At 41.3% G+C, this 22,544-nt stretch carries 22 protein-coding genes and 3 tRNA genes; 15 read left to right on the forward strand and 10 right to left on the reverse strand.

What is annotated here, in order from left to right; translation table 11 throughout:
- Positions 1 to 16 precede the first annotated feature (16 nt).
- Positions 17 to 781: an SDR family NAD(P)-dependent oxidoreductase gene (locus ASE55_RS18950; protein ID WP_056223374.1), complete on the forward strand. Its 765-nt coding sequence runs from the start codon at positions 17 to 19 to the stop codon at positions 779 to 781.
- A gap of 39 nt (positions 782 to 820) precedes the next feature.
- On the opposite strand, the gene ASE55_RS18955 is transcribed toward ASE55_RS18950, so the two are convergent.
- A complete protein-coding gene (locus tag ASE55_RS18955; protein WP_056223376.1) occupies positions 821 to 1,969 on the reverse strand; it encodes a methionine aminotransferase in 1,149 nt (382 codons plus the stop codon).
- A 385-nt stretch (positions 1,970 to 2,354) separates the two neighbouring features.
- On the opposite strand from ASE55_RS18955, the gene ASE55_RS18960 reads away from it, so the two are divergent.
- The gene (locus ASE55_RS18960; RefSeq protein WP_056223378.1) at positions 2,355 to 3,443 is read left to right on the forward strand and encodes a fatty acid desaturase family protein; all 1,089 of its coding nucleotides are present in this window, start codon (positions 2,355 to 2,357) and stop codon (positions 3,441 to 3,443) included.
- 182 nt (positions 3,444 to 3,625) lie between these two features.
- On the opposite strand, the gene ASE55_RS18965 is transcribed toward ASE55_RS18960, so the two are convergent.
- From ASE55_RS18965 to ASE55_RS18975, 3 genes are all read right to left on the reverse strand, one after another.
- Positions 3,626 to 4,915 carry a T9SS type A sorting domain-containing protein gene (locus ASE55_RS18965; protein WP_056223380.1) on the reverse strand — a complete coding sequence of 430 codons (1,290 nt, stop codon included), beginning with the start codon at positions 4,913 to 4,915 and terminating at the stop codon, positions 3,626 to 3,628.
- A gap of 228 nt (positions 4,916 to 5,143) precedes the next feature.
- Positions 5,144 to 6,310 carry a T9SS type A sorting domain-containing protein gene (locus ASE55_RS18970; protein WP_082474718.1) on the reverse strand — a complete coding sequence of 389 codons (1,167 nt, stop codon included), beginning with the start codon at positions 6,308 to 6,310 and terminating at the stop codon, positions 5,144 to 5,146.
- Between the two features lie 126 nt (positions 6,311 to 6,436).
- Positions 6,437 to 7,159 (reverse strand): LytR/AlgR family response regulator transcription factor, encoded by a 723-nt coding sequence (locus ASE55_RS18975; protein ID WP_056223385.1) that lies wholly within the window; start codon positions 7,157 to 7,159, stop codon positions 6,437 to 6,439.
- A gap of 282 nt (positions 7,160 to 7,441) precedes the next feature.
- On the opposite strand from ASE55_RS18975, the gene ASE55_RS18980 reads away from it, so the two are divergent.
- From ASE55_RS18980 to ASE55_RS18995, 4 genes are read left to right on the forward strand one after another with little or no spacing between them, the layout of a single operon-like run.
- Positions 7,442 to 9,337, forward strand: coding sequence for a DNA topoisomerase IV subunit B (locus ASE55_RS18980; RefSeq protein WP_056223387.1), 1,896 nt, complete (start codon positions 7,442 to 7,444; stop codon positions 9,335 to 9,337).
- Between the two features lie 59 nt (positions 9,338 to 9,396).
- Positions 9,397 to 9,882, forward strand: a complete 486-nt coding sequence (locus ASE55_RS18985; protein ID WP_056223388.1) for a hypothetical protein — start codon at positions 9,397 to 9,399, stop codon at positions 9,880 to 9,882.
- Positions 9,879 to 12,470, forward strand: coding sequence for a DNA gyrase/topoisomerase IV subunit A (locus ASE55_RS18990; protein ID WP_128414626.1), 2,592 nt, complete (start codon positions 9,879 to 9,881; stop codon positions 12,468 to 12,470). The genes ASE55_RS18985 and ASE55_RS18990 overlap by 4 nt, the downstream gene beginning before the upstream one ends.
- 27 nt (positions 12,471 to 12,497) lie before the next feature.
- Positions 12,498 to 13,139: a rhomboid family intramembrane serine protease gene (locus ASE55_RS18995; RefSeq protein WP_056223390.1), complete on the forward strand. Its 642-nt coding sequence runs from the start codon at positions 12,498 to 12,500 to the stop codon at positions 13,137 to 13,139.
- A 101-nt stretch (positions 13,140 to 13,240) separates the two neighbouring features.
- Here ASE55_RS18995 and prmC read toward each other — a convergent pair whose 3' ends face one another.
- Genes prmC through ASE55_RS19015 form a run of 4 tightly spaced genes read right to left on the reverse strand, consistent with a single transcriptional unit; the run spans position 13,241 to position 16,213 of the window.
- Positions 13,241 to 14,092 carry a peptide chain release factor N(5)-glutamine methyltransferase gene (gene prmC / locus ASE55_RS19000; protein WP_056223392.1) on the reverse strand — a complete coding sequence of 284 codons (852 nt, stop codon included), beginning with the start codon at positions 14,090 to 14,092 and terminating at the stop codon, positions 13,241 to 13,243.
- Complete coding sequence (gene yaaA, locus ASE55_RS19005; RefSeq protein ID WP_056223394.1) at positions 14,093 to 14,851, reverse strand: peroxide stress protein YaaA; 759 nt, start codon at positions 14,849 to 14,851, stop codon at positions 14,093 to 14,095.
- 3 nt (positions 14,852 to 14,854) lie between these two features.
- A complete protein-coding gene (locus ASE55_RS19010) occupies positions 14,855 to 15,556 on the reverse strand; it encodes a CPBP family intramembrane glutamic endopeptidase (protein WP_056223396.1) in 702 nt (233 codons plus the stop codon).
- A gap of 45 nt (positions 15,557 to 15,601) precedes the next feature.
- A complete protein-coding gene (locus tag ASE55_RS19015) occupies positions 15,602 to 16,213 on the reverse strand; it encodes an L-threonylcarbamoyladenylate synthase (protein ID WP_056223398.1) in 612 nt (203 codons plus the stop codon).
- A 101-nt stretch (positions 16,214 to 16,314) separates the two neighbouring features.
- Between ASE55_RS19015 and ASE55_RS19020 the strand changes: the two genes are divergently transcribed.
- The 4 genes from ASE55_RS19020 to ASE55_RS19035 all read left to right on the forward strand — a co-directional run bounded on the left by ASE55_RS19020 (position 16,315) and on the right by ASE55_RS19035 (position 17,145).
- Positions 16,315 to 16,387, forward strand: a tRNA-Met gene (locus ASE55_RS19020).
- Between the two features lie 38 nt (positions 16,388 to 16,425).
- Positions 16,426 to 16,498: transfer RNA gene (locus tag ASE55_RS19025), tRNA-Met, on the forward strand.
- A 39-nt stretch (positions 16,499 to 16,537) separates the two neighbouring features.
- A tRNA-Met gene (locus ASE55_RS19030) sits at positions 16,538 to 16,610 on the forward strand.
- Between the two features lie 124 nt (positions 16,611 to 16,734).
- Positions 16,735 to 17,145: a hypothetical protein gene (locus ASE55_RS19035; RefSeq protein WP_056223400.1), complete on the forward strand. Its 411-nt coding sequence runs from the start codon at positions 16,735 to 16,737 to the stop codon at positions 17,143 to 17,145.
- A 46-nt stretch (positions 17,146 to 17,191) separates the two neighbouring features.
- On the opposite strand, the gene ASE55_RS19040 is transcribed toward ASE55_RS19035, so the two are convergent.
- Together ASE55_RS19040 and ASE55_RS19045 are read right to left on the reverse strand one after the other, a co-directional pair.
- Positions 17,192 to 17,398: a DUF2945 domain-containing protein gene (locus tag ASE55_RS19040; RefSeq protein ID WP_056223402.1), complete on the reverse strand. Its 207-nt coding sequence runs from the start codon at positions 17,396 to 17,398 to the stop codon at positions 17,192 to 17,194.
- A 145-nt stretch (positions 17,399 to 17,543) separates the two neighbouring features.
- Positions 17,544 to 18,128 (reverse strand): hypothetical protein, encoded by a 585-nt coding sequence (locus ASE55_RS19045; protein WP_056223404.1) that lies wholly within the window; start codon positions 18,126 to 18,128, stop codon positions 17,544 to 17,546.
- A 334-nt stretch (positions 18,129 to 18,462) separates the two neighbouring features.
- On the opposite strand from ASE55_RS19045, the gene ASE55_RS19050 reads away from it, so the two are divergent.
- The 5 genes from ASE55_RS19050 to ASE55_RS19070 all read left to right on the forward strand — a co-directional run bounded on the left by ASE55_RS19050 (position 18,463) and on the right by ASE55_RS19070 (position 22,508).
- Positions 18,463 to 18,828, forward strand: coding sequence for a BlaI/MecI/CopY family transcriptional regulator (locus tag ASE55_RS19050; RefSeq protein ID WP_056223406.1), 366 nt, complete (start codon positions 18,463 to 18,465; stop codon positions 18,826 to 18,828).
- Between the two features lie 6 nt (positions 18,829 to 18,834).
- The gene (locus tag ASE55_RS19055) at positions 18,835 to 20,448 is read left to right on the forward strand and encodes a M56 family metallopeptidase (protein WP_056223408.1); all 1,614 of its coding nucleotides are present in this window, start codon (positions 18,835 to 18,837) and stop codon (positions 20,446 to 20,448) included.
- Positions 20,449 to 20,492: 44 nt separating this feature from the next.
- Complete coding sequence (locus tag ASE55_RS20195; protein WP_056223411.1) at positions 20,493 to 20,681, forward strand: hypothetical protein; 189 nt, start codon at positions 20,493 to 20,495, stop codon at positions 20,679 to 20,681.
- 95 nt (positions 20,682 to 20,776) lie between these two features.
- On the forward strand, positions 20,777 to 21,598 hold the full coding sequence (locus ASE55_RS19065; RefSeq protein WP_056223412.1) for a GLPGLI family protein: 822 nt from the start codon (positions 20,777 to 20,779) through the stop codon (positions 21,596 to 21,598).
- Between the two features lie 4 nt (positions 21,599 to 21,602).
- Positions 21,603 to 22,508 carry a GLPGLI family protein gene (locus tag ASE55_RS19070; RefSeq protein ID WP_056223415.1) on the forward strand — a complete coding sequence of 302 codons (906 nt, stop codon included), beginning with the start codon at positions 21,603 to 21,605 and terminating at the stop codon, positions 22,506 to 22,508.
- Positions 22,509 to 22,544 lie beyond the last annotated feature (36 nt).

Below are 22,544 nucleotides of genomic sequence, written 5' to 3' on the forward strand. Positions count from 1 at the left end.
AAACCAATTAAAAAATATGGAAACAAGAACAAAAATCGCATTGATTACCGGCGGAAGCCGTGGCTTAGGGAGAAATTCAGCTCTAAAAATTGCTGAGAAAGGCCTTGACGTGATTATTACGTATAAAAGCAACCGGGAGGAAGCCGAAAAAACAGTAAGCGAAATCCAGGCGATGGGGAGAAAAGCCATTGCGTATCCGCTTGATACAAAGGATATCAGGAGTTTTGAGGCTTTTGTAAAAACAGTCGGCGACCATCTGGAAGAAAATACCGGCAGCAGAAATATTGATTTCCTGGTCAACAATGCAGGAACGGCTCTGTATTCCCCAATTGCCGAAGTTACCGAAGAGCAGCTGGATGATGTGGTGGATATTCATTTTAAAGGGGTGTTCTTCCTGACCCAGAAATTTTTACCCTTCATCAATGAGCACGGCGGAATTATCAATGTTTCTTCCGGGCTTGCAAGGTTTGCATTGCCGGGATCTTCCGTATACGGTTCGGTAAAAGCCGGCGTTGAGATGCTGACAAGATACATGGCCAAAGAACTGGGACCGAAAAAAATCAAGGCAAATGTAGTGGCTCCGGGTGCCATCGAGACTGATTTCGGAGGCGGAAGAACCCGGGATGATGAACAGGTGAATGCCATGATTGCAGGCGCAACCGCATTGGGAAGGGCCGGAGTTCCGGACGATATCGGGGGCGTAGTGGCTTTCCTCTGTACGGAAGAAGCGCGCTGGGTAAATGGTCAGCGGATTGAGGCTTCCGGCGGGATGTTCCTATAAAAAAACGGTGGCTGGTTTTTCCAGGCCACCGTTTTTTATTTATAGCTTCGACAGATGTTCAAGTGCCTGTTCCAGTGTTTCCTCTTTCTTTGCAAAACACAGCCGGATTACGTGCTCATTCTTTTTATTTTTATAAAACGAAGAAAAGGGTACACTTGCTACTTTATGGGTAACGGTCAGCTCGCGGGCAAAATCAAAATCATTTTTATCAGAAATCTTATCATATTTCAAAGCCTGGAAATACGTTCCCTCGCAGTCCAGCAGCTCAAAAGGCGTATTGGCCAGTCCCTTTCTTAAAAAATCCCTTTTTTCCTGAAAGAATCCGTTCAAATAAAGGTAATGATCCGGGTTTTTCATATATTCTGCCAAAGCCAGCTGAAGCGGTGCATTTACGGAAAATACGTTAAACTGGTGGACTTTCCTGAATTCATCCGTCAGGTTTTTCGGGGCAGCGCAATATCCTATTTTCCAGCCGGTCACATGAAACAGTTTTCCGAAAGAAGCCACCATAAGGCTCCGCTCTTTTAACTCGGGATACCGGCAGATGCTTAAATGCTGTTTCCCGTCGAACACAATATTTTCATATACCTCATCACTCAGAATCAGTATCGAAGTCCCCTTTACAATACCGGTTAATTCCTGAAGGTCATGTTCTTTTAAAATCTTTCCTGAAGGGTTGTTCGGATTATTGAGAATAATCATTCTCGTCTTTTCGCTTATCAGTCCTTTTACGGTATTCCAGTCGATTTCATATTCCGGCGCTTTCATCTCGAAACGTTTTACAATGCCCCCGAAAAGTTCCACCGTGGGCTCGTAACAGTCATAAGCAGGCTCAAAAATAATGACCTCATCATCTTTTTTTACAAAAGCGGCAATAGTGGTAAAAATAGCTTGTGTCCCGCCTGCCGTTATGGTGATTTCAGATTCAGGGTGGTAAACGGCCTGGTGGCTGGTCTCAATCTTTCCCGCAATTTCTTCCTTCAGGTTCATCATGCCGCCCATCGGAGCATACTGATTAAAGCCTTTTTTGATGAAATGTTCTGCATGGCCCAGCAGTTCGGGATCCGACATAAAATCCGGAAACCCCTGAGAGAGGTTAATGGCTTCATGTTCCTGGGCCAGCTGTGTCATCTGGCTGAAAATGGTAGTTCCTACATCGGAAAGCTTGGATAGGGGAAGTTGTATCATTGAAATGAATTTATCCCGAATTTAATTTAATTTTTGAAATAAACGGTAAAATACGGGTGGTTAAATTTTACAACCTGCTTAATTATTCTACAGTATTCCGACACATTTTAAATTGATAAACAAAATCACAAAGCTTAAATAATTACAATCAAAGGATTAAAGTATAAGAAACGGTTTAAACTATTCAGTTAAAAGGTTTCAGGGGAAATCAAAGATAAAAATCCAGCTTGCCAGATGCAGTGTTACAGTAAACTATAATAAATTAAAAATTAATACGTTATATTTGTATACAATCCGGTAACGTGCCGGACATTCAATACTCTCCTTATTCCAACACCCGATTAACAGATCTGTTTGTTCGCGTTAGGTAGATCAAACATCATCTATGTCACAAAAATTAAAATTTTCATCAGCCTGCGGTTCCGGTTTTTATGCAACCGTCAGGAGCAGGGTAGACCAGTTTTTCGTTCAGCATCAGATAAGCCAGCATGCCAATGCTAAAATGTGGGGCAAGACTGTATTTTTCCTTACAGGATTCACCGGAATCTACCTGATCATGATTACAGGGTTTCTGCCTGCCTGGATGCTTCTGCCGCTAGCAGCAATACTTGGTATGTTCAGTGCTTTTGTAGGATTCAATGTCTGTCACGATGCAATACATGGCGCGTTCTCCGGCAATAAAAGCGTAAATAAAATGTTCGGGTTTATTTTTAACCTGATCGGTGCCAATCCATACGTCTGGAGCATTACGCACAATGTGGTTCACCATACCTATACCAATATCCCCGGGCACGATGAGGACATTGAGGTAGCACCGGGATTGATCCGGATTGCTGAAGAAGATGAAGTGAATTCCATTCAGCGGTACCAGCACTGGTATGCCTTTCCCCTGTACAGCCTGGCTTCCCTGTCGTGGGTGTTCCGTAAGGATTATGTGAAGTTTTTCCAGAAAAAAATCGGGGCGCATAAGAATAAGCACCCGAAGCGGGAGTATTTCAATTTATTTTTCTATAAAGCGCTTTATTATTTCCTGTTTATTGTATTGCCATTATTGGTGCTTGATATAACCTGGTGGCAGTTTCTGATTGGCTTTCTGCTTTTGCATATCGCCGAAGGCTTAACGATGGGGCTGGTCTTTCAGCTGGCCCATGTTGTTGAAGGAACCCACTTCCCGCTGCCTAACGAAACCGGACAGATGGAAGAAGCCTGGGCGGAACACCAGATGCGTACAACCGCCAATTTTGCAACGCACAATAAGCTTGCGGCATTTTTCCTTGGCGGGCTGAACAGGCAGATCGAGCATCACCTGTTTCCTAAAGTCTGCCATATTCATTACGGTGAGATCTCCGTTATTGTAAAAGAGACAGCCATGGAGTTTAACCTGCCTTACATTGAAAACAAGAGCTTTTTATCTGCCCTGCGCTCGCATTTTTTAACGCTGAAAAAATTCGGCAAAGAGGCGGCGGCTCATTAACAGAATAAGCAAGGTGTTACAAAGCTTAAATAAGTATTAACAGATTACCGTTTAAAAATAAAAAGGCTGCCTTATGCATGAGGCAGCCTTTACTTTTAGAGATAACCGCTACGCATTTCTGTTTTCTGAGCACATGTTAACTTCAAAATGATCTACATAGTATTGATGTTAATGTAATACCGTTATTGCGAAATGATTAGTTTATGAGAACTTATCCTGCTTCCCGTCTGTATTTCTACAATATAGACGCCGGGGAGTAATTTTTCTGTATTCATACGTATGGTCCGGCGGCCGCTTCCCGGCAATTCAGATTTTTCTAAGGTTGTTTTTCCTGAAGGGCTTACGATGCGTACATGCACTGCTTCTCTTTTATCAAGGTCTATGTTGATATCTACATGATCTTTTGCCGGGTTTGGATAAAGCTGGGGCATTCTGATATCTGAAGTATTGTTTGCTGTAAGGGTATCATTACTTTTATTAACCACTGCTGAACTGACATCAAAGCCACCATCAACCACGGTTACCAGCGTAAGTTTTTCATCATCGTCAAGATTGGGATTTAAAGGGAGTGTTGCAGAAAAATCATTTACATTGACACCGGACTGCTGATTGGCAGAAAATTCCTTGATCTGCCCGGAAGCAAAGCCTTTGGAAAAAATTCCGTCATGGGTAATCCCGCTTTTTGAAACGCTCATCTGAGCGGTATATACCACATCCGGATAAGTGCCGTTCTGTACTGCTTCTTCATGCTGCAATGCTTCGTCATCGGTAATATTCTGTTTTTCTTTGATGATAACAATTTTAATTTTTGAAAAATAATCTGCTCCTGCCGTAACGCTTAGTTTCCCCTGAAGCTTACTGATTACCAGGTTATTGTTATCGTTGATGTCAATATCCCCGGTTATTTCTCCTGAAGATGTTCCGTCGTCAGCCAGTTGGGCAAGCTTATCAGGATCCAGTAAGAAATTTCCCGTCAGCCCTGCCGAGCCTCTTCCGGAAGAAGACTGGGAAAGATAGATCCCACTGGTAAGATGCCGGGCCTGTGCATAGGCATAATACGACTGCGGATTGGTAAACAGCAGATAGCATCCGCTGAAAATCCTGTCATATACAGTTCCGCTTTTGCTGCAGGTAGCGGTTTGAGGACGGGAGCAGCCTTTGCTTTCGTCGCTGCAGTTGGTAGACCAGCTTCCCATATTGGCATATCCTACAAACTGTCCTATACAGTTATATCCTGTCTGGTATTTTGTATAGCTTAAGACAGAAGTCTGTGCCCTGGCAACAAATTTCCTGTGGAAAAAGCCGCCACACCATTTCCGGGTAACAGTGGAAGCGTGGGCTGAAATTTCCGTGTGGGCCAGCAATCCGATCAGTAAAACCAGGATGAATTTTTGAGGCTTTACAGCAGTCAGTGTTTTCTGAAGCATTACTACTAAGGTATGAATGCTTTTCTGGGATAAATGAGTTTTCATAATTAAGTATTTTATTAATATGAGTTACCTGGCAACAGCAGGGTATTCACACAACACCCTTGACTATTGCTTTTTGTAAAGATAATTTGTAAATACATGATGTGGTACCACAAATGAGTATATGTGGCTTCTGCCTTATTATGCGCCGTTGATTATCTGGTATGTGCGGTTGCAGACATAAAAAAACCATCCGGGGAAGGATGGTTTAACACTTTATCGTTTAATGATTTAATCCTGAACCAGCATTTTTTTGCTGTCAATATTCTTACCACCGACAGTCATCTGGTACACATATGCTCCGCCCTGCAAGCCGGTAATGCTGATGCTTCCGTTTCCTTTTTCTTTCAGGGCAATGGTTTTTACCAGCTGGCCGGAAATGTTGTAAACGGAAACCGAGGCATCGCCTGATTCTTTAGGAAGATAATACCTGATGCTGGTTTCCCCTCTGGCAGGATTGGGCGCATTCTGGTATAGTTTTGCTTCACTGGAGCCTGAGCTCAGGTCAACGCTTACTTTGTTTTGTTTTAATAATTCTTTCAGCTCCCTGATTTCATTTTTAAGCACGTCGATCTGATCCTGAAGCCCTGCTTCTTCCCCGCCGGCCATTTTTGTGATGGTGCTGCTGGCTACCATTACGTTTCCATTGGCATCCACTACCAAAGCCCTTCCGCTTCCGTTAGGCAGGTTCTGTAACCGTACCGTTCCTACCGTATGGAAATTGGCCGTTGGCGTAATGGTTCTTATGCCTACCTGCTGGTCTTTGATGAGCATGGTAGGCGTGGTGGAAACCCCGAACATGATGGAATTGGAAATATTATTCGTCAGTTTTGATCCGCCGCCCGTTCCCGAACCGAATACGAAAGATCTGTTTCCGGTGGCAATCAGGTCAATCCCGAGTCCGGCCGAATAGGGAGACTTAAGCTCTACACCGACTCCGATGGCAAACTGGTTGGCATCCATAATGGTATTCACCCATCCCAGTGCCACGGATTTTCCGGCCTGGTTGATGATGCGGTTTCCCTGGCCTGCCACGATATTGGCTCCTCCTGCATCCGACAGGTCATTCTGCCATCCGCTCACCATGGAACTGTTGGCATTCGAGCCTAAAACATTTCCCAATCCGGCAATGATACTGCCTTTCGCTTTGGCAATATTGGTGTTGTTGGAACTTTCTACAAAGAAAGATCCGGATTCGTTTAACAGTGCCTGCCCCGGGTTTGAACTGTTTCCGTCTACCCTCAGGTAAAGCGGTGTGGAATCAATGGTTCCTACATAGTTGGAATTATTGATTCCGCCGTTTCCGTTAACATCCCAAAGCTGGGCATTTACGGCTGCTGTTGAGAAAATCATCGCTGCTGCGATCATGCTTTTCACATTACATAGACTTTTTTTCATAATGCTAATATTTGATATTTGATTGCCTCAAAAGTATCAAAGTATGATGGATCAGCCTATTTCAAGTGATTAAGTGCCTTTAAGAATTGAGCAAGTGTAGATTTTTTTCAAATAAGCGGGATATATTTATGCGATGGCGTGTAAAAATTCATGTTTCTTGCGTATGGACACATCCAGGACCGAATTATCGGTCATTACCACCTGGCCGCCTTTTCCTTTAATGTATTCCTTCAGGTGCTCAAGGTTGATGAGGTGCTTGTGATGGATCCGGAAGAAATTGTATTCGGAAAGATGCTTTTCAAAGTCATACAGTGTTTTTGAAACCATGACCTTTGATTTATCGGATAAGTAAATAAAAGTATAATTGGAATCTGCCTCGCAGCGGATGATTTCATCAATATTCACCCTTTTGAAGCCCTGAAGGGTAGGGAGGTTGATCTTATTGTGAATGACATTGCCCAGCAGAAGCGCTGCCCGCTGTCTTTTCAGGTTTTCAACCGCTTTATTGACGGTAATAACAAAATCAAGATTTTTCACCGGCTTTATCAGGCAGTCGGTAACGCCTCTTTTGATAGCCTGGATTGCTGCTGTTTCAGAATCGGTAATAAAGATGATGGAGGAAAGGCTTTCCCTGAATTTAGACAGCATTTCAACAGCTGTTTTATCAGCCTGCCGGATATCGACGAATAAGAGATCCGGAGAATTTTTACTGAGGTAATCGTAAGCGTGCTGGAGGCTGTCTGTACGGAAATCAATTTCAAATTCCGGGAATTCGTCTTTCAGCAGCAGTGCAATCTGTTCGCCGTTGTTTTGCTCATCAATAATGCAGGCATGGAGCGTGTTTTTCATGGTGTGGTTTGGTTTGTTGTTTTTATATAAAGTTTATCGGTCCTAGGTCATGATCATTTGTATTATTCTGTTGCGTACAGCGGTTAAAAATGTGAGGCGAGTTTTTTTATTACTGCAGATTTACCTTCTCATTGTCTTTTTCACCTGGTATTGAATAATGTAAATATAGCTTTTCATTGATAATTATACAATACTTTATGATAAATATTGGCAAAAAATGAATTAAAAATTTCGGATAATTTTTCACAATTTCGTACTTTTGTATGTTTGCTGAAATAACATATGTCACAAGAAACAAATCCAATCTATTCCGAAGATAATATCAGAACCCTGGACTGGCAGGAACACATCCGCCTCCGCCCCGGAATGTACATCGGGAAACTGGGGGACGGCTCTTCCGCCGATGACGGGATCTACATCCTGCTGAAGGAAATCCTGGATAATTCCATTGATGAATTCAGGATGAAATCCGGTAAAAGAATCGAAATAAAAGTAGACGACGGTAAAGTTACGATCCGGGACTTCGGCCGGGGAATTCCGCTGGGAAAAGTAGTGGATGCCGTCTCAAAAATGAATACCGGAGGTAAATATGACAGTAAGGCCTTCAAAAAATCGGTGGGGCTGAACGGAGTCGGGACCAAGGCGGTCAATGCGCTTTCCGAATACTTCCGCGTACGGTCTTTCCGGGACGGCAGAATGAAAATTGCCGAATTTTCCCGTGGACTGATTACAGAAAACCACGAGGAGAAAGATACATCAGACCGAAACGGTACGGAAATTTCCTTTGTTCCGGACGGGGATATTTTCCTCAACTTCAAATACAGGAAAGAATATATCGAGCGGATGCTGCGCAATTATGCGTACCTGAATCCCGGACTGAAGATTTTTTTCAACGGTGAAACCTTCTTTTCTGAAAACGGACTTAAAGATTTACTGGATGAAGAGCTGGAAAGTGAAACCCTGTATCCCATTGTTCATTTAAGGGACAACGATATAGAAGTTGCCATCACACATACCGATAAATCCCAGACGGAAACCTATTTCTCATTCGTCAACGGACAGAATACCACGCAGGGAGGGACGCACCTGAATGCGTTCCGTGAAGCGTACGTAAAAACCATCCGTGAGTTCTTCAATAAAAACTTTGATGCCTCAGACGTAAGAAAGTCCATTGTGGCAGCCATCTCCATCAATGTGGAAGAACCCGTGTTTGAATCCCAGACCAAGACAAAATTAGGATCCAATGACATGGGCCCCAACGGGCCGACGGTGAGGATATTCATCATTGATTTCCTGAAAAGCAAACTGGATAACTTCCTGCACAGAAACCCGGAAGTGGCAGAAGCCATCCAGAGAAAGATCCTGATCTCCGAACGGGAAAGGAAAGAACTTTCCGGAATCCAGAAGCTGGCCAGGGAAAGGGCTAAAAAAGTCTCGCTCCACAATAAAAAGCTCCGCGACTGCAGGCAGCATTACAACGACCAGAAAAACGAAAGAAAAGGCGAAACGCAGATCTTCATCACCGAGGGGGATTCCGCTTCAGGATCCATCACGAAATCCAGGGATGTGGAAACACAGGCTGTATTTTCACTGAAAGGGAAGCCGCTGAACTGTTACGGTTTAACAAAGAAAGTGGTGTATGAAAATGAAGAATTCAACCTTCTTCAGGCGGCTCTGAATATTGAAGAAAGTCTTGAGGACCTGAGATACAACCAGGTTATCATTGCAACGGATGCCGATGTGGACGGGATGCACATCCGTCTGCTGATGATCACATTCTTCCTGCAGTTTTTCCCGGATCTGATCAAGAACGGCCACCTGTATATTCTTCAGACCCCTTTGTTCAGGGTAAGAAACAAAAAGGAAACCAGGTATTGCTATTCTGAACAGGAAAGGATCAAAGCGCTGAATGAATTAGGCAAAAATCCGGAAATTACGCGTTTTAAGGGTCTGGGAGAAATCTCACCTGATGAATTCAAGCATTTCATCGGGAAAGACATCCGCCTGGAACCGGTGGTGGCAGGAAAGGACCAGACCATAGAACAGCTGCTGGAATTCTATATGGGGAAAAATACCCCGGACCGCCAGATGTTTATCCTTGAAAACCTGGTGGTGGAAGACCCGGATATCAATAAAAAAGAAATCTTAAGTGAAGCTGAAGTTGTTGATGAAGTTTAATTAACAGGATAATTCAGACATAAATTCAAAATAATAAGAAAACAAAACAAACTGATAATATGAGACTTAGTAACCGTAACAAGACTTCGGTTTACGGCTTCGTCAACACCCTGCTGATCATGTTTTTGATCGGGGGAACGGGAGCTTATTTTTTAGAGGAATACAAATTTGATATTTTAGGGAATGAGAGTTTTCTCCTGATCCTTGTGCCGCTCTTGCTGATCATCCTTTTTTACCTGAACGGGAGACAGATTTTTGAGTATGACAGTGACGGGGAGGCGCTTCATTTCAGGAACAGGAACATTGTCCCTTTTTTACAGCAACCGTTGAGCGACGAATTCCCGAAATATAAACTGCTGAAATACGAGGTAATCGATCTGTTTTTCATGAAAAGATTATACATCACCATTTCCAGTAAAAACAGCGGTTCAACAATTTTAAAGTATGAAATTTCATATCTTACCAGAAAAGAAACCAGTGATTTAAAATTCTCATTAAATAAAGTGGTAAAAGCCAATAACGAGAAAAGAGTTAATAATAAATGATGACAGAAGAAAATCCGCATGAAGGTGAGAGCTTAAAGAAAGTTTCCGGGCTGTACAGAGACTGGTTTCTGGATTATGCTTCTTACGTAATTTTAGACCGGGCCATCCCGTCGGTATATGACGGTTTCAAGCCTGTTCAGCGAAGAATCATGCATTCCATGCGCGAGCTGGAAGACGGACGTTATAATAAAGTGGCCAACATTGTAGGGAATACCATGAAGTATCACCCGCACGGTGATGCGTCCATTACCGATGCAATGGTGGGAATCGGGCAGCGGGAACTGCTGATTGATACCCAGGGAAACTGGGGAAACATCTATACCGGGGATTCTGCCGCCGCTGCAAGATATATTGAAGCAAGGCTGACCCCTTTCGCACTGGAGGTGGTATTTAATCCCAAAACAACGGACTGGGCCAAATCTTATGACGGAAGAAACAATGAACCGATTGATCTTCCGGTAAAATTCCCGTTGCTGCTTGCCCAGGGTGTCGAAGGAATCGGGGTAGGGCTTTCAACGAAAATCCTCCCGCATAATTTCAATGAGCTGATCAATGCTTCCGTAGCCCATTTAAAAGGAAAGAAGTTTGAGCTGTTTCCTGATTTTTTAACGGCAGGTTACCTGGATGTTTCCGAGTACAATGACGGCCACAGAGGCGGAAAAGTAAGGGCAAGGGCAAAAATTTCACCGTTGGATAAGCATACCCTTATTATCACGGAGCTCCCATATTCCAAAACGACGAGCGACCTGATTGATTCTGTTCTGAAAGCCAATGAAAAAGGCAAGATCAAAATCAAGAAAATTGAAGACAATACCTCAGATAAAGTAGAAATCCTGATCCATCTCCACAATGATGTTTCACCGGATAAGACCATTGATGCCTTATATGCTTTTACCGACTGCCAGGTAACGATTTCCCCGAACGCCTGTGTCATTGTAGGTGACAAGCCGATGTTCCTGAACGTGTCTGAAATCTTAAGGAGAAACACGGAGCATACCGTATCCCTTCTTAAAAAAGAACTGGAGATTGAGCTGCACGAATTACAGGAAAGCTGGCATTTTTCTTCACTGGAAAGAATTTTCATTGAAAACAGGATCTACCATGATATTGAAGAGGTAAAAACCTGGGAAGATGTCCTGAAAACAATTGATAAAGGCCTTAAGCCTCATACCAAGCACCTGCTGAGAGCGGTAACAGAAGAGGATATCCTGAAACTGACCGAAATCAGGATCAAAAGGATTTCGAGGTTTGATCTGGATAAGTTCAAGGAAAATATTGCTGCCCTGGAAGGCAAAATAGAACAGGTAAAACACCACCTAGGACATCTGATTCAGTATGCGATAGATTATTACCTGAATATCCAGAAAAAATACGGAAAAGACCGGCAGCGGAAAACGGAGCTCAGGATTTTTGATACCATTGATGCGACAAAAGTAGCCGTGGCCAATGAGAAATTCTATGCCAATTTCGAGGAAGGCTTCATCGGGACATCCCTGAAAAAAGACCAGTATTTATTTGACTGTTCGGATATTGATGATATCATTACATTCAGGAAAGACGGAAGCATGAAAGTGGTGAAAGTGGAGGCCAAAACCTTCATCGGAAAAGATATCCTTCATGTAGCGATCTGGAAGAAAAATGACAAACGTACGGTTTATAATATGATTTACCGTGAAGGTCGTGACGGGCCTTACTACATGAAACGCTTTTTTGTGACCGGCGTTACCCGGAATACGGATTATCCTTTGGCCTCTGATAAGAGAGGCTCGGAGATGCTTTATTTTTCAGCCAATCCCAATGGTGAAGCCGAGACCGTAAGTGTGCTTCTGAAACCCAACCCAAGAATCAGAAAGAGCAAGATGGATATTGACTTTTCCGAACTGGCCATTAAAGGCCGTGATACCAAAGGGAATCTCGTTACCAAGTTCTCCATTAAAAAAGTGGATTTGAAAGAAGAAGGCGTTTCTACACTGGCACCTAGAAAAATCTGGTTTGATGATACAGTACGGAGGTTGAATGCAGACGGGAGAGGATCTTTGCTGGGAAGCTTTAAAGGGGATGATAAAATCCTGACCATTAATACGAACGGCGAAGCCAGACTGATTTCTTTTGATCTCGGAAACCGTTTTGATGACCAATACCTGGTTCTTGAAAAATGGCGTCCGAACCAGCCCGTTACCTGTATTTATTTTGATGGTGAAAAGGATATTTATTTCATCAAGAGGTTCCTGCTGGAAAACACGCCGAACATCCAGACCTTTATGCCGTCTGAACACCCGAAATCATTTATAGAAACCATTATCGTTTCAAACGGGTCAACCGCCGAAATTATTTTTGCCAAAGACAAAGGCAAGGAACGTGAGCCTGAAACCATAAATATTGATGAGTTTATTGCCGTAAAAGGGATCAGGGCCATCGGAAACCAGTTTACGAAGTTCAAGGTAAAATCCATCAACTTCACCATCCCTGAACCGGAAGAAGAAGAGGAGCCGGAACTGTATGAAGAACCGGAACGCCCGGAAGCGGACGATGACGGTGGCACGATTGGTGATCTGTTTGAAAGTGATGAGGGAACTTCAGAAAAATAATAAGACACAAATAAATAATAAAAAATCATGAATCCGATAGTTTTATTTATAATAGCTATTACCTGCGTCGTTAGTTATGTGGGATTGAATAACATTAATATCTTCGAAAAATATAAATTTAATGTAAGTGCAATCAATAATAGAAAAGAATATATAAGGTTAATTTCCTCCGCTTTTCTTCATGCCGATTTTATGCATTTACTTTTCAATATGCTATCCCTGTATTTTTTTCAGGGTGCCGTGACAATGTACTTCGGCACTGTTGGGTTTATCATTATTTATTTCGGTTCGTTAATTTTAGGAAACTTGTTTAGTCTGATGATTTATAAAAATCAACCTTGGTACTCTGCAATTGGTGCTTCCGGGGCTGTATCAGGAATCATTTTTGCTTCTATAGCAATGGCACCAAATGAAATCAGTGTAAATTTTTTACCGGGCTGGATTTTCGGAACATTATATTTCGGATATTCAGTATACATGATGCTGAATCCTAAACAATGGGATAATCTCGGACATTCTGCACATTTAGGAGGTGCTTTTTTCGGTTTGGTATACTCAGTAGTAATGCATCCACAACTTGCCTTGAGTAACGTGTATTTCCTAGGAGTTATGTCGCTTCCTTTAGCTTATTTAGCTTATCAGATCTTCGTAAAGAAAAAAATAGGATAATATTTAATCACTATTCAATTAAATAAAAAGCAGTGAATTCATCTTCACTGCTTTTTTTTGTCTCAAAACGTTGCTGAAATTAATAATTGATTTATAAATAACTACTTCTCTCCAAAAATAAACCGGTCATAACCGGATAAATCTTTGATCAATTCAGCATTTGAGAATATATCTCTATATAATTCTAAAGTTTCCTGACCAAGTTTCTGATTGATTTCTAAAAATAGCATCCCGTTTTCGTTAAGGTGCTTTGCAGCATCTTCCGCAATCTTCCTGTAAAAAATAAGAGTATCGGAAGTAGGGGAGAAAAGGGCCATTTTCGGTTCAAATTCTTTTACGGAATCTTCAATTTCCACTTCTTCTTCAATTCCGATATACGGAGGATTTGAAATAATGACATCATAGTTTTCATTCAGGTTATAATTAAGGTAATCAGCATGAATAAAACTGACATCCAGCTTATGGAAATCTGCATTTTTCCTGGCTGTTTCCAGGGCTTTTTCAGAAAAATCAACAGAGGTTACTTCAGCTTTTGGAAAGTGTTTTTTTAACACCAGAGGAATCACCCCGCTGCCCGTTCCGATATCAAGGATTTTTATATTTTCCCTCCATGATTTTGAACTGTTGATTTTCTTGACCGCCAGTTCCAGCAGTTCCTCAGTTTCAGGCCTCGGGATCAGCACATGTTCATTTACAAAGAATGTCATGCCGTAAAACTCGGTTTCACCCAGAATGTGCTGGTACGGTTTGTTGCTCTTCAGTTCTGAGATTACTGTCAAAAGCTTTTCTTCATCATCTTCCAGTAATGCCTGACCGGAAAATTTCCTTTGATAAAAAGGATTGAGCCCTACGATTTTTCCGATAAAAACAGAGCATAAGAAAGCACTTTCCGAATCTGTATAAACGTCCGAAAGCTGTTCTCTGAAATATTTTTTAAAGTCTCCTATTGTCATCTATCTTGTAAAAACCAGTTTGGTGTCCGTTGATTTTTCTTCATCAATCCTGTAGCCCTCGTAATTGAAAGCTCTAACGTCATTCAGGGTTTTCGCATTGGTTTCCGCACAGAATCTCACCACCATGCCGCGGGCATGTTTTGTATACACCACAATGGTTTTAAGTTTTCCTTCCTTTAATTCATAAAAGTCAAAATCAATAATCTGATGCTGGATTTTTTTACGGTCGATGGCTTTGAAATATTCCTGGCTCGCCAGGTTAAGGATGATTTCATTCTTTTTCAGTTCAGAATTGAGCTGTTCCGTTATTTTATCCCTCCAGAACTCATACAGATTGTTATATTCCTCAAACTTAAAAGGACGCCCCATTTCCAGGCGGTACAGCATGACTTTATCAGAAGGCTTTAAAAGTCCGTATAACCCGGAAAGGATCCTGTGGTTTTTCTGTAAGTAATCTACCGCGCTTTTACCCAGCGTTTTGGCATCTATGCCTCTGTATACCTCGCCTGTAAAAGCGTACAGGGCAGGAGCCGATTGCTTTGCCGTAGGTTTTGCATTCCATTTCTGGTTTCTTTCCCAGTTTTCATCCGCCAGTTTAGACGAAATTTCCATCAGTTCAGAAAGGTATTTCGGGGATTTGTGCTTTAAATGGGAATGTATGTAAGCTGCGTCATCAATGAATTTAGGCGTCGTGGTTCTCAACAGGTCCGTTGAATTTTCGGTGTTCATTAATTTGGCAGGCGATGTTATTATTTTCATAAGTTACAATACAGATAAATGTTTGACATTAATAAAATTCATGACCATCAGTGATACGAAATCATACATGAAGTGACAGATGATGAGAATTTTTATATTTGAATACCGTTTGTAAAAAACGGCAAAAACAGCCCCGATAAAAAACGGGACCAATACCTGGCCCACGGTTCCATAGGTACTGTGAAGAATCCCGAATAAAACGGCCGGGATCAGGATCCCGAAATATTGATTGCTGTATATTTTTTCAATCCGCGGCTGCATATAGCCACGCATCAGGAGCTCTTCCACAACACCGGCTGTAAGGCAGGTGATGATGATTAACGGATAATTATTCTTAAAAATCAGAGCCAGGCGCATCAGCTGGATACTGGTTTTTTCGTGGGTTGAAATTTTGACCAGGGCATTCAGAAAAGCACCTCCGAATAAACAGATAAAGTACAGGCTGACCACTGCCCCGATATAAAAAAGGACGGAATAGGGTTTTTCCTTCCAGAGCAGGAAACGCTGTCTTTCTATAACAAGACTGTACAGAAAGACAATGATTGCCACCAGCCACAGGACCATCCGTGAATAAAAAAACTTTTCTGAAGTAATCTCTGCCGTCCCCGTCATCATATTGACAATAGGGAAGATGTAAAGCATAGCCGCAGCCAGCAATACAAAAGTAAGCAGAATGCCCGAGGCATATTTTCCGTTAAGATTCATAAATTAATAAAAAACCGCAGCTGATTCCAGATCGTGAACTTAATTTTAAATATCACCCTTTCCCTGTCTTATGATTTCAGGCTCTCCTGAAGTAAGGTTCACAATGGTAGAAGCAATGTTATCACCGTATCCGGAATCGATTACAATATCTACCAGATGTCCGTATTTTTCTGCAATCAGTTCAGGATCTGTGGAATATTCAATGATTTCGTCGTCATCCTTAATGGAAGTTGAAGCAATCGGATGTCCCAGTTTCTCAACAATAAGCTGGGGAACCGGATGGTCCGGAACCCGGATCCCGATTGTTTTATGGTTTTTATAGGCTAACGGTAAACTTTTGTTGGCTTCCAGGATAAAGGTAAAAGGCCCCGGCAGGTGGCTTTTTAAAAACCTGAAAACCGAAGTATTGATAGGCCGCGTAAAATCCGAAAGGTGGCTGAGATCATTACAGATAATAGAGAACTGTGCCTTCTCCAGCTTAAGTTTTTTGATCTGGGCCAGCTTTTCCATTGCTTTTATATCAAAAATATTACAGCCCAATGCATACACCGTATCGGAAGGATAAATAATCAGCCCGCCGTTATTTAATGTTTTAACTACCTCATCAATAAGGTTTTCCCGTGGATTCTCAGGATATATTTTTAATATTTTTGCCATACCTCAAAGATACGAATATTAAAATAATTTTCATAAAAGTCTTTAATAGTAAAGAAAAATTAGGATTTTAAAAATATTGTCGTATATTTGCAGTCCAATAACGCGGGATGGAGCAGTAGGTAGCTCGTCGGGCTCATAACCCGAAGGTCATCGGTTCGAGTCCGGTTCCCGCTACTAAGTTAGTGCTTTCGGTAAGCACTCTAAAGATACACCGCGGGATGGAGCAGTAGGTAGCTCGTCGGGCTCATAACCCGAAGGTCATCGGTTCGAGTCCGGTTCCCGCTACTAAGTTAAGTGTCTTCGGTAGGCACTCTAAAGATACACCGCGGGATGGAGCAGTAGGTAGCTCGTCGGGCTCATAACCCGAAGGTCATCGGTTCGAGTCCGGTTCCCGCTACTGCAGAAAGAGTATTACAGATTTGTAATACTCTTTTTATTTCTCCATACAGTGACTTTTATATCATGCTTTTAATGGCTTAATTTATGCAGTTAAGTAAACACACCATTAATAAGACAAACGTATGTACAAGAAAATCCTTGCAGGTTTAGGAGGTGCCGTTGCACTCAGCCTGCTGCACGAAGCCATCAGAAAAAATTTTGACAATGTCCCGGAGATCAATAAAGTGGGAGAAGAAGCTTTAAATAAAGCTCTGGATACAGTGGATATGAAAGTGACCAACCATGAACAGCTGTATGCAGCTACATTGGCCGGCGATGTTATCGGGAACGGAATGTATTACGCAGCTACGGCCACTACAGGCTTTAATATTGCTTCCGGTGTTCTAATGGGACTGGGTGCGGTAGCCCTTCCTGAAAAAATGGGACTGGATGATGCCCCTGTCGCCGAGAATAACCAGAAAAAAATAATGACGGTTGCCTATTATCTTTTCGGGGCGGTTATTACCAAACTGATTTATGACAAAATAAAATAACAGCATCCCTTATAATTAAAAATGCCACAAATTAACTTGTGGCATTTTACATTTTCTTAAGGGCAGAAGCTTTATGTACCGCTGATTTCCCGGTTTTTTCACTCATCACTTCATACTGCGGCTCATCTTCAGACGCGCGGCGCTGCCGGTTCATAAAAGTGAAATCCTTTGTATGGATGTGGGTAATCTTTCCGTGGGTTTCCCCGAAACTGGAATTCCACCTTACCATGTCTCCTTTTTTTAAACTGCTCATTTCATTCTGTCTTAAAATTAAAGTCAGATGATTCACTTATCATGCCATAATTATTGATCTGCTGTTCATTTCAGTCAGCGGATACAAAAAATCCTGCTTCAAATAAAGCAGGATTATTATTTAAGTAGTATTACTTCTGTTTAAATTATTCAGCCGCCAGCTGGTTGAAAGGCTTAAGCGCATTATCATCAGCCATCGTCTGACCTATGAATTCTTTTTTCTGTCCTCTTTTCATTCTGTTGGCCGCATCGCCTCCGTTAAAATAAGAATCGTTCAGTTTTGTGGTGATCTCAGCAGGATTGAACTCAAATTTCGTATCGCCTTCCACACCCAGGTAACCGTTCTTTCTCGTCAGGTTGGTAATGTAATTGTTGTAGTTGATCAAAGTGCCTCTGAACATGGAAGTATGATATTCCATACACTTTTTAGCTTTTTTGGAAGAATTGTTAAGGATACAGTTGTTCATGTTCCCGCGGTACAGGCGCCATTCCAGTTCCACTTTTCCGTATTCTTTGGCTAAAGCTGTTTTTCCGTTGGTAAGGATATTAGGATCGCTTTCTTTTTCGCTTATTTCCTTTAAATGCTTGATCACTAAAGGAACGGTATTTTCAATTTTGTTTTTCGCTTCGCCCACCGCACTGAAATCCGCTGCCGGAGAACCTTTCTTCTGGGCTGTAGTAAAGTTAAAAATGAATAGCAATAGTACAATTAATAAATGATATCTTTTCATGAGAAATTTTTAAAGCACTAAAATAAATATATTTTCTGAGTTAAACGGGCTACATTTTAATTTTATGTAATAAAAATTAACAACTTTTAAGAATTTCAGTTATAATCATCCGCTTTGCTGTAAGATGATCAGGAAATAATTCTACTTTTTTAAAGATATATCAAATTATATTGAAATTTATTGTGCTGATTTTCAAACATTTAAATTCATTTATCTTTTATCACTAAAAAAATAGTTGTTTGAATTGATTTTATTTCTACATTTGTATCACTAAGGAATTAGTGATATGGATTGTTTGAATCTGTACAGGCATATATGATAAAATGAAAAGGATATGAAAATTCAGACGTTAACAAAAGCAGAAGAGCAGGTAATGCAGTATTTATGGAAACTTGAAAAGGGATTTCTGAAAGATGTCCTGGATCTTTTCCCGGAACCGAAACCGCATACCAATACCGTTTCTACCATTTTGAAAGTACTGAAGGAGAAGGAATTTGTAGACTACCGCGTATACGGAAGGCAGCATGAGTATTTTCCGCTGGTTTCCAAAGAACAGTATTCCGGGAAAACGATGAAGAGCCTTGTGAAAAATTATTTTAAAGGCTCCTATAAAAGTGCAGTTTCATTCCTGGTGGAAAAAAATGAAATGACGGTAGAAGACCTTGAGATGTTATTAAGCGAACTCAAAAAGAAAGATTAACAGCCTATGGAAACTCTGCTTCTGTATTTTGGGAAAGTTATTGTATGTTCCGGTGTAACATTTTTATACTACCGGTTGTCTTTAAAGGACAGGACGTTTCATCACTACAACAGATTCTATCTTCTGTCTGCAATGCTGATTTCGATGCTGCTGCCTTTGATAAGAATAGAGGACTTTACGGTTGAAGTAAGCAGTGATGTCTACCGCCTGATTGATAAGGTACAGAATTTTAATACCTACAAAAACGCAACATATGATAACATTTATTTTAGGATTATTTTTTCAGCTCTGGGATTTGTTTCTTTCTTCTTTGTAGGAAGATTCATCTACGGGATTATCAGAATCGGGCAGCTTAAAAGCCGGTTTCCGAAAGAGCATTTCGGCGGGATCAACTTTTACCGGACCAATCTGGCGGAAGCCCCGTTTTCCTATTTCAGAAACCTGTTCTGGAAAAACTCCATTATGCTGGACTCAGATATCGGGAAGCAGATTCTGAAGCATGAAATGGTACACATTGAACAGAAACATTCTTTCGATAAAATCTTTATCGAGATCGTTACGTCAGTATTCTGGTTCAATCCTTTTTTTTACCTCATCAAAAAAGAAATCAGTTTAATTCATGAATACCTGGCGGATAAAAAAGCCGTCAGACAATCGGACACCCACGCATTTGCGCAGATGCTCCTAGCCAGCCACTTTTCCGGAAAACCGTTGCCGGCGACCAGTCCGTTTCTCAGTTCAAACCTTAAAAAACGACTTAAAATGTTACAGAAACCAAAAACCAGATTCGGGTATGCGCGTAGAATTTTTGCATTACCGGTCATATTTTCAGTGGCCTTTGCCTATATGGTAAATGCTAAAAACCAGGAGATCAAAGCGACAAATATAGAAATCGAAAAAACCGTTTCCCGGATTAAAAAAACTGAAGTTGGGCGTATTAAAACAGATACCGTAACACCCGATGCTTCCAAAAGTAATACTGCAGTAGTTCCCGATGTCTATAAAAAATCAGCCGGTGAAAAGAAAATTGCAGATTTAAGCAAAAAGATTCAGGAGCGTACTGCCGCTTTGAAAAAGCTTACCCCTGAAAGCAAGGAATATAACGTATACCTTGAAGAAATAGGAAAACTGTCCGGGGAGATCGGAAAAATTGCAGGTTCGGAGAACTTCCTTAAATCTGTAACGGTGTTAAGAGCAAATGAGTATTTTAAGTCTGCGGAATGGAAGGATAAGATCAGGGACATTGAAAATATCAGGTATGAAGAAATGCCGGAGCTGCCTGAAATTCCTGAAATCAGCATTGAACTTCCGCCGTCAGCAGTGAATATACCCAATACACCCAAAGTACAGATTTATACTTTAAGGGATGCGAAAAACATGAAATGGTCTCCTGAAATGAAAAAAACATTGAAATTATCGGCAACAGGAGGCAAAGAATCTGCGGCAGATGCTAAGAAAAGAGCTGAGCTGGACAGAAAGAGGGCGAAGATTGATTCTAAAATGACAAAGGCTTATGCAGAACGTGCAAAAATAGAAGCTGAAAGAATGGCTCTGGATGGAAACAGAAAGACTATCGTATTTAATAAAACATTTAAAAACTTTCCGGAGGATAAAATTTAAGAATCAATGCTGATAATATCAGAATCAGCCATGGTAACCGGACAGTGAATGCTTCAGGGATTAAAAATATCGACGGAGCCGATAAGATGAGAATATATTTTGACGGCAAAGAAGTTACCAGAAAAGAAATGGAAACCCTGGACCCTGATAAGATCAAAAGCATGTACATTAACAAGAACAAGACTGACGGAGGCGGAACTTCCGGAGAAATCTGGATCGAAACTAAAAAATAACCGTAAAAACTCAGATGAAGCCCTGTCAGTAATGAATTTCAGACTTGATGTGATACACTGACAGGGCTTTCTATTATTTAAAACCAACAGAACCTATGAAAAACAGTATTTTACTTTTTCTATTTTTAAGCATAATCACCAGTGCACAAAGCCAGCGTTTTACCTATAATTATCAATTCATTCCCGATTCCACCAATGTTTCAGATGTTAAAAATGAACTGATGAATCTGGATGTCTCAAAATCCGGGTCTAAATTTTACAGTTATACGGTTTACCAATCCGATTCTCTGATGAAAATTGATCTTGACAGGCAGCTGGCCGCCACGGGATCGCTTAATATTAAATCGGATAACCGGAAAGGCCTGGTACGGTACACCGTTTCAAAGAAATACCCTAAATATGAAATCTCTTTGCACAACAGGATTTTAAGGGATCAGTATAATGTTTCTGAAGAAAGACCGGTTGTATGGAAGATAACCTCAGAAAAAATGAAAATCGGGGAATGGTCAGCACAGAAGGCAGAAACTGATTTCGCCGGAAGGCATTGGTATGCTTGGTTTACCACGGATATCCCGATTCAGGACGGACCGTATAAATTTCACGGACTTCCCGGGCTTATCGTAAAGCTTGAAGATCAGACGCTTTCTCACCGCTTCACTTTACAGGCAGTGAAAAACATCAGTTCCATTCCGGAAGAGATCTTCGGTGCCAATGATATTCCGGTGAATGCCAAACAGTACAGCAAACTTTTGAAAGATTATGAAAATGACCCTACAAAAGGGCTTAAGCAAGTGCAGATGGGCGGTGCGATCATGATTATGAAAGATGGGCAGAATTCCAATATGAAAGAACAGGAAGGGCGCATTAAAGAAAGAATGAAAAAGGACAATAATAAAATCGAACTTAAGAATATTTAGAATAATGAAATTTTTTTTTACAGCATTATTTTTAGCTGCAGGACTCAGCATTTTTGCACAGAACCGGTTTTTCTATGAGTATAAATACATTCCGGATTCAAACAACAGGGAAGATGTTAAAACGGAAATGATGCTCCTGGATATCGATAAAAACGGTTCCCGTTACTACAGCCGTGATAAATTCATTGCCGATTCCACGTCAATGGCAAACCTGCAGAAACAGCTGAAGGGCGGATCCGGAAACCTTAATGTCAACCGGGGAAACAATGCCGGACAGGTAAGCTATAAAGTAACGAAGTCATATCCTGATTACAAGACCTTTCTGCTTACCAAAGTTTCCATGGATCAGTATAAAGTTAGAGAAGACCGGAAACCCGAATGGAAAATCCTTCCTGAAAAACAGAAAATCGGTTCCTACAATGCCCAGAAAGCAACAGCCAGCTATGGCGGAAGGGAATGGATTGCATGGTTTACTACAGAAATCCCGTTCCAGGACGGACCTTATAAATTCTACGGTCTCCCGGGCCTGATTGTACAGATTGAGGATATCACAGGCTCACACAGGATGACTTTACAGGGCAACAAAAAAATTGAAGCTTTTACAGACCCTAGTGAAACGGAACTGCCGGGAAATGTAAAGATCATAGGAATCGGGGGCAAGGAAATTGAAGTGACCAGAGACCAGTATAAAAAAGTATGGAAAGCCTACGTTAATGATCCTGCCAAAAACATGAGGGAAATGATGATGCGGAACGGAGGCAGCGATAACACCAGGGTTACCCTTAAGGTACAGACAAATGACGGAAAAGAAATCACAGATCCCAACCAGGTATTCAGGGAAATAGAGAAAAGTACAAAAGAATCTTTAGCCAAGAACAACAATCCCATAGAGCCGGATTTATACAGGTAGAATAATTAATTTTATTGAAAGCAGGGTGAAAGTCAT

The organism is Chryseobacterium sp. Leaf201, assembly GCF_001421435.1.
Taxonomy (GTDB): Bacteria; Bacteroidota; Bacteroidia; order Flavobacteriales; family Weeksellaceae; genus Chryseobacterium.